The sequence below is a fragment of the Pseudarthrobacter sp. HLT1-3 genome (assembly GCF_059383535.1).
This window is the reverse complement of record NZ_JBWZCJ010000020.1, coordinates 78,805-88,840: the sequence shown is the minus strand read 5'-3', so window position 1 is coordinate 88,840 and position 10,036 is coordinate 78,805. Positions and strand designations below refer to the sequence as shown.

Below are 10,036 nucleotides of genomic sequence, written 5' to 3'. Positions count from 1 at the left end.
ACTCGGTGGTGTTCCGGTACCCGTCATCAACCCAGCCCGGCGCACGATCCGCACCACCCGGCCCGTGCCAGCCTGCCTCCGGCCCGGCATCCCCCGCAGCGACATTCACATCCGCAGCCGCATCCGCATTCGTGGTCGTGGTCGTGGTCTCAGTTGTAGCAGTCGGCGCAGTCGTAACCGCCGTCGCCGTCGCCGTCGCCGTCGCCGTCGCCTCAGTGTTCCAGCCGGTCAACCAGCCGGCCGGGGCGCCGGAACCAAACTTCGCAGCCGCGTTCCTGGCTCCAGCTGCAGCCTGGCTTCGGGTCCGGTCGACCGCCGCCGCGGCCACAAGCTGCAGGTAGTCGACCATGCGGGACAACTCCTCCACCCGCCCCGCCAAATCCGAAGCCGCCGCCACGCCTAGCAGCGCGGAGTCGGTCACGGCCATCCCGCTGGCGGCGCGCAGCGCTGCAAGAGCCCCGTCGACCGCACCATCCAGGTCCTCAGCCGCAAATGGAAGCGGCCCCGGCCCCGAGGTCAGCCGGAACACATCAGGGACGATCCCAGCACCAGGCTGGCCGGCCTGTCCCAATATGAAATCTCCGATGGCTTCCACACCCCAAACTCTGCCAGTTGGCTATGACACTTTCGGCTTCGCGATCGGAATCGCATCTGACGAACCGACAGGATGGGGTTTGCGGCAGTATCCGGCTCGCGCGGACGCTCCCGCGCACCGAGTGAATCTTGGTTGGCGAGCCCCGTGGGCGGCGCGGACGCGGCCGCTCCCGCGCGGGCGCCCCGTGCACCCTGGTTCGCGCGCCGGTTTCAGCGCACACAAAAAACCCCGCCGTGCACCCTTGGGGCCTGCGCTGACGGGGTTTCTTTGGTGGGTCCTACCGGGATCGAACCGATGACATCCACGGTGTAAACGTGGCGCTCTACCAGCTGAGCTAAAGACCCGAGCGGCTGTTTCCGCGCTTCCGCGCTTCAACCAACGAAGTGTTACTGTACCGGATGAACCCTGCGGAGCGCCAATCGCACCCGGCTGCACAGGGCGGGCTCAGAGCGGCGGGAGCTCGGCAGCGAGCCAGGTGAGCGCCTCGCTGACGCCGGCGTCGAGCTTGACCGTGGCAATTTCGTCCGCGCGGGTCTGCCCCCGGTTGATGATCACTACAGGCTTGCCCTGCTTGACGGCGTGCCGGGCAAACCGCAGTCCGCTCATCACTGTCAGGGACGAGCCTGCCACCAGGAGGGCTCCGGCCTCGTCCACCATGGCGTACGAGCGTTCCACCCTGTCTTTCGGGACGTTCTCGCCGAAATAGACGAAATCGGGTTTGAGCGTCCCGCCGCAGGCCGGGCAGTGGGCCACAACGAAGCTACTGATCAGGGCGGCGTCCTCGACCGTGGCGTCGGCGTCGGGAGCCATTTCGACCACGCCGGCGGAGAGTGCCCGTTCCAGGAAGCCGGGGTTGAGTTCCTCCAGCACGCCCGCCAGCAGTGTGCGGCTGTAACGCCGGTAGCAGGCGAGGCACACCACCTGGTCGAAGCGGCCGTGCAGGTCCACGACGTTGACGCTGCCGGCGTCCTCGTGCAGGCGGTCCACGTTTTGGGTGATAAGTCCGGTAATCAGCCCCCGCTGCTCAAGCCGGGCGACGGCGGCGTGGCCGGCGTTGGGGTCGGCCCGGCGCAGGTGGGACCACCCGATGTGGTTCCGGGCCCAGTAACGGCGCCGGTTGTCCGCTTCGCCGATGAATTCCTGGTAGGTCATGGGCGCACGAGGTGCGGCGCCCGGCCCACGGTAGTCCGGGATGCCCGAATCTGTGCTCAGGCCGGCGCCGGTCAGCACCGCGAATTGGTTCCCCGCAAGAATGCCCCGGATTTCCCTCAGGACCTCCAGCTCATTCCGGGCGGGCTCACCCGCGGGGACCGGGGGCAGGCTGGCAAAACCAGTCATGCCCACCCCGGGCCGCCGCGTCCTCACCGCGTCAGCTCCCGCTGAGTCCCGCCAGGGCGGAGCGGTACTCCGTGAAGTCGCGGGCCTGGCCTCGGGGGTTCACTACGACGTAGCGCACGATTCCGCTCGCGTCGATGATGAATGTTCCGCGTTTGGCCATGCCGCTGTCGGGGTCAAACACCCCGTATTGCTCGGCGACGGCCCCATGCGGCCAGAAGTCCGCCAGCAGGTCGAAGGCATAGCCTTCTTTTTCTGCGTAGGCCCGTTGGGCGAACTTGCTGTCCACCGAGATCCCCAGCACGGCGGCGTCGGCACCCTCAAACAGCGCCAGGTTGTCCCTGATTTCGCACAGCTCACCCGTACAGATGCCGGAGAAGGCGAACGGGAAGAACACCAGGACGATGTTCCGGCCCCGGAGCTCCGAGAGCCGCACGGGTTCGCCAAACTGGTTGAGCAGTTCGAAGTCGGGCGCGGCCTCGCCGACGGCGGGCACCGCAAGCGCTCCAACTGCCCCTTCCCCGACCGTGCGGACCGCGCCGGCTTGGGTCACTTGTTCTTCCGCGAGACCAGCCGGGTCGCGCTCCAGTCCCTGGAAACGCCTGCAGAGGTGGTGACGTGAAGACCGGCGGTGGGGGCGGCATCCTGGATGTCGGCTGGTGAAACGTACCCCGGACGGCCGGATTTGGGGGTCAGGACCCAGATGACACCGCCCTCGGTCAGGGTGGTCAGCGGATCGACCAGGGTGTCAACGAGGTCGCCGTCGCCGGCCCTCCACCACAGAATGGCCGCATCTACTACTTCATGGTCGTCCTCATCAAAGAGTTCGGAGCCCGTGAAGTCTTCGATATCGTCACGCAAGTCGAAGTCGACGTCGTCGTCATAACCGAATTCCTGAATCAGATCCCCGGTTTTGAAACCCAGTTTTTCCGCCACATTTACCGAAGTGGCGGCGTCGGCCTCACTCACTTGTTACTCCTATGCTTGGTCATTTCAACAAATCTAGTGATTTCCATTACTGCAAGCCAACACCCTTTGCGCCTGCGCTTCAAGCTGTTGGCCCCGCGATCCGCCATATTCTGCGTCACACACAGCAATCCGAAGACCGCCGGGCGGCACTTCGTCACACAACCAGTATGCCCGTCAAATACGACGGGACCCCCACACGAGCGCTACGCATCCCCCAGATGTGCGGGCTAGAGTGGCTGTTGACGACTGCGCCCGCGAGGGCGAACGCCCCGCCGACGCAGGCGGGCACAGTTGTGATTGGACCTTGCCCGGCGCACATGACCGGGCAGTTGTAACCGATATGTCGCACACGTCGCGTTCACGCCAGGCAGTTACCCTGCCGGAGCTGAGGGCGCCGGTGAATGCGCTCAAAGAGAGGTTGGACGTGGCTGCAGGACAAGAGACCTCCCATATCCTCAGCGGGTTGACAAACCAGCTGCCTGATCGTGATCCGGAAGAGACCGCCGAATGGCTGGAGTCCCTGGACACCCTGATTCAGGAACAGGGCACTGAACGTGCCCAGTACATAATGCGCAGTCTGCTCCAGCGGGCCGGGGCACAGAGCGTGGGCGTTCCGATGGTCACCACCACGGACTACGTCAACACGATCCCGGTGGACCAGGAAGCACCCTTCCCCGGCGATGAGGAAATCGAACGGAAGTACCGGGCGTGGCTGCGCTGGAACGCCGCAGTCATGGTGCACCGCGCGCAGCGGGCCGATATCGGCGTCGGTGGCCACATCTCCACCTACGCCGGTGCGGCGACGCTGTACGAGGTCGGCTTCAACCACTTCTTCCGGGGTAAGGACCACCCCGGCGGCGGCGACCAGGTATTCTTCCAGGGCCACGCCTCCCCCGGCATGTATGCCCGCGCCTTTATGGAAGGCCGGCTCTCCGAGGAGGACCTGGACGGTTTCCGGCAGGAGAAGTCCAAGGAGGGACACGCGCTCTCGTCCTACCCGCACCCGCGCCTGATGCCGGAGTTCTGGGAATTCCCAACGGTTTCGATGGGCATCGGCCCGATGAACGCGATCTACCAGGCCCAGTCCAACCGGTACCTGCAGAACCGCGGCATCAAGGACACGTCCGACCAGCAGGTCTGGGCGTTCCTTGGCGACGGGGAAATGGACGAGCCTGAGTCCCGCGGACTGCTCCAGCTCGCCGCAAACGACAAGCTCGACAACCTCAACTTCGTGATCAACTGCAACCTCCAGCGCCTCGACGGACCGGTCCGCGGCAACGGCAAGATCATGCAGGAACTTGAGGCGTTCTTCCGCGGTGCGGGCTGGAACGTCATCAAGGTCGTCTGGGGCCGCGAGTGGGACGACCTGCTGGCCAAGGACGAGGACGGCTCGCTCGTCAAGATCATGAACGAAACGGTCGACGGCGATTACCAGACCTACAAGGCCGAGTCCGGTGCGTTCGTACGCGAACACTTCTTCGGCCAGACTCCGCAGACCAAGGAAATGGTCCAGGACCTCACCGACGACCAGATCTGGAACCTCAAGCGCGGTGGCCACGACTACAACAAGGTTTACGCCGCGTACAAGGCCGCGACCGAGTTCAAGGGCAAGCCCACCGTCATCCTGGCCCACACGGTCAAGGGTTACGGCCTGGGCACCCACTTCGAGGGCCGCAACGCGACCCACCAGATGAAGAAGCTCACCCTCGCGGACCTCAAGGCCTTCCGCGACCACCTGCGCATCCCGATCACGGACGAGCAGCTCGAAGGGGACCTGTACCGCCCCCCGTACTACCACCCCGGCATGGACTCCCCGGAGATCCAGTACCTGATGGAACGCCGCCGCGCGCTGGGCGGCTTCGTCCCCGAACGCCGCTCCAAGCATTCCGAGGTCACGCTCCCGGAGGACAAGGTCTACGAAGTCGCGAACCGCGGTTCCGGCAAGCAGCTGGCAGCCACCACCATGGCGTTCGTCCGCCTGCTCAAGGACCTCATGCGGGACAAGGAGTTCGGCCAGCGGATCGTTCCGATCATCCCGGACGAGGCTCGAACCTTCGGCATGGACGCGTTCTTCCCGACCGCGAAGATCTACAACCCGAACGGCCAGAACTACCTGTCCGTGGACCGCGAGCTCGTCCTGGCATACAAGGAGTCCATCTCCGGCCAGATCGTGCACGCCGGCATCAACGAGGCCGGTTCGGTGGCGGCCTTCACAGCCGCCGGAACCTCCTACGCCACGCACGGCGAACCGCTGATCCCGATCTACGTCTTCTACTCGATGTTCGGTTTCCAGCGCACGGGTGATTCCTTCTGGGCCGCAGCGGACCAGATGACCCGAGGCTTCATCATCGGTGCCACGGCCGGCCGCACCACACTGACCGGCGAAGGCCTGCAGCACGCGGACGGGCACTCCCCGATCCTGGCCGCGACCAACCCTGCGGTCCTCAGCTACGACCCCGCCTACGGCTACGAGATCGGCGTCATCATGCGCGACGGCCTCAAGCGCATGTACGGGCCGGGTCTGGCGGACAACGACCCGTCGCGGAACGTGATGTACTACATCACGGTCTACAACGAGCCGATCCACCAGCCCCCGGCACCCGCGGAACTCGACGTCGAGGGCATCATCAAGGGCATTTACTTGCTGGCGCCGGCCAAGATCGACGGACCGCGCACGCAGATCCTCGCCTCCGGCGTGTCCGTACCGTGGGCCCTCGAGGCCCAGCGGGTCCTCGCCGAGGACTGGGGCGTTTCCGCCGACGTCTGGTCCGTAACGTCTTGGACCGAACTGCGCCGTGACGCCATGGCCGCCGAGGAAGAAGCCTTCCTCAATCCCGGCCAGCCCGCCCGCGTCCCGTTCGTCACCGAACAGCTCGCCGGCGCGACCGGGCCGATCGTGGCTGTCACCGACTACATGAAGGCCGTGCCAGACCAGATCCGCCAGTTCCTCCCGAACGAGTTCGCCTCGCTCGGAGCGGACGGCTTCGGCTTCTCCGACACCCGCGCCGCAGCCCGCCGCTTCTTCAAGAACGACATCCACTCCGTGGTTGTCCGTTCCCTGGAGATGCTGGCCCGCCGCGGCGAGGTGGACGCCCAGGCCCCGGCCCAGGCGATCGAGAAGTACCGCCTGCACAACGTCAACGCCGGCACCACCGGCAACGCGGGCGGCGACTCGTAGAGTCAGTCCTGCAGTGAGCGACGGCGGTCCCCTCCGGAAGGCGGGGGCCGCCGTCGTTTGTTCAAGAACTGTCCCACTGCTCGACGTCGGCCCGGCGGCACTGTGATCCAGCACAACGCGACTTGTAGCCTTTGCACAAATGGAGCTTGGGCGGGCGGCACCGTATGCTCGATGCATGGCCGAGCCGATCACCACTCCCGTAAAACGCAAGCCCGCATCAAGAGCGGTGCCTCCGGAGAAGGTAGAAACGCTCAAGAAGCTCCGCTCCAGCGTCGGGCAGCTCTCCACGACGACGCTGCGGCAGTTGGAGAAGTCGCTGCCGTGGTACAGCCGGCTGAACTCGGACGAACGCTCCGCGCTGGGCATGGTGGCGCAGAACGGCATCGCAGCGTTTGTCACCTGGTACGAGCGTCCCAGCTCGCCCTCCTGGATCCTCTCCGACGTCTTCGGCACCGCGCCGACCGAACTCACCCGCTCCATCAGCCTGCAAAAGGCCCTCCAGCTGATCCGGATCGTCGTTGAAGTGGTCGAGGACCAGGTTCCGGTGATCGCCCCCGAGGCGGACCAGGGCGCGCTGCGCGAGGCGGTGCTGCGGTACTCCCGCGAAGTGGCCTTCGCCGCTGCCGATGTCTACGCGCGCGCTGCCGAAACCCGCGGTTCGTGGGACACCCGCTTGGAAGCGCTCATTGTGGACGCCATTCTCCGCGGCGAAAACACCGATGCCCTGCGGTCCCGGATCGCCGCCCTGGGCTGGAAGGCGCAGGAGCGTTTCACCGTTATGGTGGGCAATTCCCCGTCCGAACCCAACGCCAGCTACGTCAGCGAACTTCGCCGCACGGCCGGGCGCTTCGCCGAAGACGCTCTGGTCGGGATCCAGGGCGACCGGCTCATCCTCATCCTCGGCGGGCTCCACGACCGGGAGACGGCATACCTGAAACTCGCCGAACTCTTCGCTCCGGGGCCCGTCGTGTACGGCGCCGAAGCGGGTTCCCTGCTGGAGGCCAGCGGCTCCGCCCAGTCCGCCTTCGCTGGGCTGACCGCGGCCCGGGCCTGGCCCGCCGCGCCGCGGCCGGTGGCGGCGGATGACCTGCTGCCCGAGCGGGTGATCTCCGGGGACGACGCCGCCCGGCGGTCACTGGTCAAGAACATTTACCGGCCCCTGGTCGCGGCCTCCAACGGGCTGGTGGAGACCCTTGGCACCTACCTCGAACTCGGGCATTCGCTCGAGGCCACGGCCCGGGAACTCTTCGTCCACGCCAACACGGTGCGCTACCGGCTCAAGCGCGTCTGTGACGTCACGGGCTGGGATCCGCTGTTGCCGCGGGAGGCGTTTGTCCTCCAGAGCGCCCTCGTTGTGGGCCGGCTCGCCGCACCTCCGAAGCCCGCCACGGAACGTCAGCCGTCGCGTAACAGCACTTGAGCAGTTGTAGACTTCCTACAAAGTGACCCGATGAGCTTGGTGCATCAATGCACCGAGAAAACCGCCGTAGTTTGGAAAGCTGGATACGTGCTTGCAATCGTCTGCCCTGGACAGGGCTCCCAGACCCCCGGCTTTCTCGCCCCCTGGCTTGAATTGCCCCCCGTCGCAGGCCACCTGGCTGCCCTGAGCGAAATCGCAGGGATCGACCTCACCGCCCATGGCACCACCTCGGATGAGGAGACGATCAAGGACACCGCCGTTGCGCAGCCCCTGATCGTCGCCGCTGGACTGATTGCCGCGAACTCACTGTTCGACGTCGAACTCGCCACCCTGCCGGTCATCCTTGCCGGCCACTCCGTCGGTGAAATCACCGCCTCCGCCCTGGCCGGCGTGCTGACCGAAACTGAAGCCATGACCTTCGTCCGCGAACGCGCCAACAGCATGGCGGCCGCCGCTGCCGCCACCCCCACCGGCATGAGCGCTGTCGTGGGCGGCGACCCGGCCGAGGTCCTCGCCGCTATCGAGGCCTGCGGTGCCACTCCGGCCAATGTCAACGGCGCCGGCCAGACCGTCGCGGCCGGAACCCTGGACCAGCTCAAGGCCCTCGCCGAGAACCCCCCCGCCAAGGCCCGAGTCATCCCGTTGAAGGTCGCCGGCGCGTTCCACACCGCGCACATGTCCCCCGCCGTCGCCGCGCTGCGGGCCCTCCGGCCCGCACTGCACCCGCGGAACCCGCAGGTCCCGCTGCTCTCCAACTTCGACGGCGCCCCGGTCGCCGGCGGTGATGCCGCCGTCGAGAGCCTGATTGCCCAGGTCTCCCGCCCGGTCCGCTGGGACCGTTGCATGGAAACGCTGGTAAAGCGCCGCGTGACCGGCGTCATTGAACTGGCCCCGGCCGGAGCGCTCGCAGGCCTCGCCAAGCGCGGCATGCCAGGAGTGAAAACCGTAACCGTCAAGACCCCGGACGACCTGTCCGCCGCCCTGGCCCTATTCGCAGAACTGGAAGGACAGGCATGACCGTTCCCACTTTGAAGCAGGCGCCCCTGCACGAGAACACCCGCATCATGGGAGTCGGGGCGTACCGACCCGACGTGATCGTCACCAACGATGATGTCTGCCAGTGGATCGACTCCTCCGACGAGTGGATCCGCCAGCGCACCGGCATCATCACCCGGCACCGCGCCCCCGCCGACATCAGCGTCATCGACATGGCCGAAGGCGCAGCCCGCGAGGCCCTGCAGAAGGCCGGCATCGAAGCGTCCCAGCTCGGCGCCGTCATCGTCTCCACCGTGACCCACCCGTACGCGACCCCGTCTGCCGCTGCCAGCCTCGCCGACCGCCTCGGCGCGACGCCGGCACCGGCCTTCGACATCTCCGCCGCGTGCGCCGGATACTGCTACGGCATTGCCCAGGCCGACGCGCTGGTTCGCTCCGGAGCGGCGGACTATGTCCTCGTGGTCGGCGCGGAAAAACTCTCCGACGTCATCGACAACACCGAGCGCAGCATCTCCTTCCTGCTCGGCGACGGCGCCGGCGCCGTGGTGATCGGCCCCTCCGACACCCCGGGCATCGGCCCGTCGGTGTGGGGCTCGGACGGCAGCAAGTGGGACGCGATCGGCATGACCAACTCCATGCTGGACCTCCGCGAGCTCGCCACGGCCGGCAAGCAGGGCGGCGGGCTAAGTGCCCAGGAAGCCGCCGTCACCGACGCGGCCGTCTGGCCGACGTTGCGCCAGGACGGCCAGACAGTGTTCCGCTGGGCCGTCTGGGAGATGGCCAAAGTCGCCCAGCAGGCCCTGGACGTTGCCGGCATCAGCGCCGATGACCTCGCCGCCTTTATCCCGCACCAGGCAAACATGCGGATCATCGATGAGATGGCCAAGAAGCTTAAGATCCCGGAGCACGTCATCATCGCGCGGGACATCGCCGACGCCGGCAACACCTCCGCAGCCTCCATCCCCCTCGCCACCCACCGCCTGCTGCAGGAAAACCCGCAGCTCAGCGGCGGGCTGGCACTGCAGATCGGCTTCGGTGCCGGTCTGGTCTTCGGCGCCCAAGTGATCGTGCTTCCATAGCCGTCCCTGTCTTCCCCGTCTTTCCCCCATCTTCATATCGCACAGCAAGCCGAACCCTCGGCTTGAATCATTTCCGCCCGAGGCCGCCACACACCGGCAGCCGACGGCAACAACAGAAAAGGAGCCATCATGGCTAGCAACGAAGAGATCCTGGCCGGCCTGGCTGAAATCGTCAACGAAGAGACCGGCCTCGCCACCGAGGCTGTCGAACTGGATAAGTCCTTCACCGAGGACCTGGACATCGACTCCATCTCGATGATGACGATCGTCGTCAACGCCGAAGAGAAGTTCGGCGTGCGCATCCCGGACGAAGAGGTCAAGAACCTCAAGACCGTCGGCGACGCCGTCAGCTTCATCGCGAACGCACAGGCCTAATTCCGGCCCCGGCCGGTCCGGGGGCGCAACTGCACCCCCGGACCGCGCCGCTTTGCAGCACCATCCACTGCACCACCCCAAAGTTTTTC

At 66.4% G+C, this 10,036-nt stretch carries 8 protein-coding genes, 1 tRNA gene and 1 pseudogene; 5 read left to right on the top strand and 5 right to left on the bottom strand.

Annotation, left to right across the window (positions count from 1 at the left end; translation table 11 throughout):
- The 5 genes and pseudogenes from AC50X9_RS16690 to AC50X9_RS16670 all read right to left on the bottom strand — a co-directional run.
- Positions 1–595, bottom strand: a pseudogene (locus AC50X9_RS16690) (hypothetical protein); the annotation flags it as partial.
- A gap of 268 nt (positions 596–863) precedes the next feature.
- Positions 864–939, bottom strand: a tRNA-Val gene (locus AC50X9_RS16685).
- A gap of 100 nt (positions 940–1,039) precedes the next feature.
- Complete coding sequence (locus AC50X9_RS16680; protein WP_494895219.1) at positions 1,040–1,933, bottom strand: NAD-dependent protein deacetylase; 894 nt, start codon at positions 1,931–1,933, stop codon at positions 1,040–1,042.
- Between the two features lie 31 nt (positions 1,934–1,964).
- Positions 1,965–2,483, bottom strand: a complete 519-nt coding sequence (locus AC50X9_RS16675; RefSeq protein ID WP_494895217.1) for a peroxiredoxin — start codon at positions 2,481–2,483, stop codon at positions 1,965–1,967.
- Positions 2,480–2,899: a DUF3052 domain-containing protein gene (locus AC50X9_RS16670; RefSeq protein ID WP_494895215.1), complete on the bottom strand. Its 420-nt coding sequence runs from the start codon at positions 2,897–2,899 to the stop codon at positions 2,480–2,482. Before AC50X9_RS16670 ends, AC50X9_RS16675 begins: the two co-directional genes overlap by 4 nt.
- 424 nt (positions 2,900–3,323) lie before the next feature.
- Between AC50X9_RS16670 and aceE the strand changes: the two genes are divergently transcribed.
- The 5 genes from aceE (at position 3,324) to AC50X9_RS16645 (ending at position 9,947) form a co-directional block, all read left to right on the top strand.
- Positions 3,324–6,077 (top strand): pyruvate dehydrogenase (acetyl-transferring), homodimeric type, encoded by a 2,754-nt coding sequence (gene aceE / locus AC50X9_RS16665; protein ID WP_494895213.1) that lies wholly within the window; start codon positions 3,324–3,326, stop codon positions 6,075–6,077.
- Between the two features lie 175 nt (positions 6,078–6,252).
- Positions 6,253–7,497: a PucR family transcriptional regulator gene (locus AC50X9_RS16660; protein ID WP_494895211.1), complete on the top strand. Its 1,245-nt coding sequence runs from the start codon at positions 6,253–6,255 to the stop codon at positions 7,495–7,497.
- Positions 7,498–7,584: 87 nt separating this feature from the next.
- Positions 7,585–8,514: an ACP S-malonyltransferase gene (locus tag AC50X9_RS16655; protein ID WP_494895209.1), complete on the top strand. Its 930-nt coding sequence runs from the start codon at positions 7,585–7,587 to the stop codon at positions 8,512–8,514.
- The gene (locus tag AC50X9_RS16650; protein ID WP_494895207.1) at positions 8,511–9,572 is read left to right on the top strand and encodes a beta-ketoacyl-ACP synthase III; all 1,062 of its coding nucleotides are present in this window, start codon (positions 8,511–8,513) and stop codon (positions 9,570–9,572) included. Before AC50X9_RS16655 ends, AC50X9_RS16650 begins: the two co-directional genes overlap by 4 nt.
- A 129-nt stretch (positions 9,573–9,701) precedes the next feature.
- A complete protein-coding gene (locus tag AC50X9_RS16645; protein WP_011692310.1) occupies positions 9,702–9,947 on the top strand; it encodes an acyl carrier protein in 246 nt (81 codons plus the stop codon).
- Positions 9,948–10,036 lie beyond the last annotated feature (89 nt).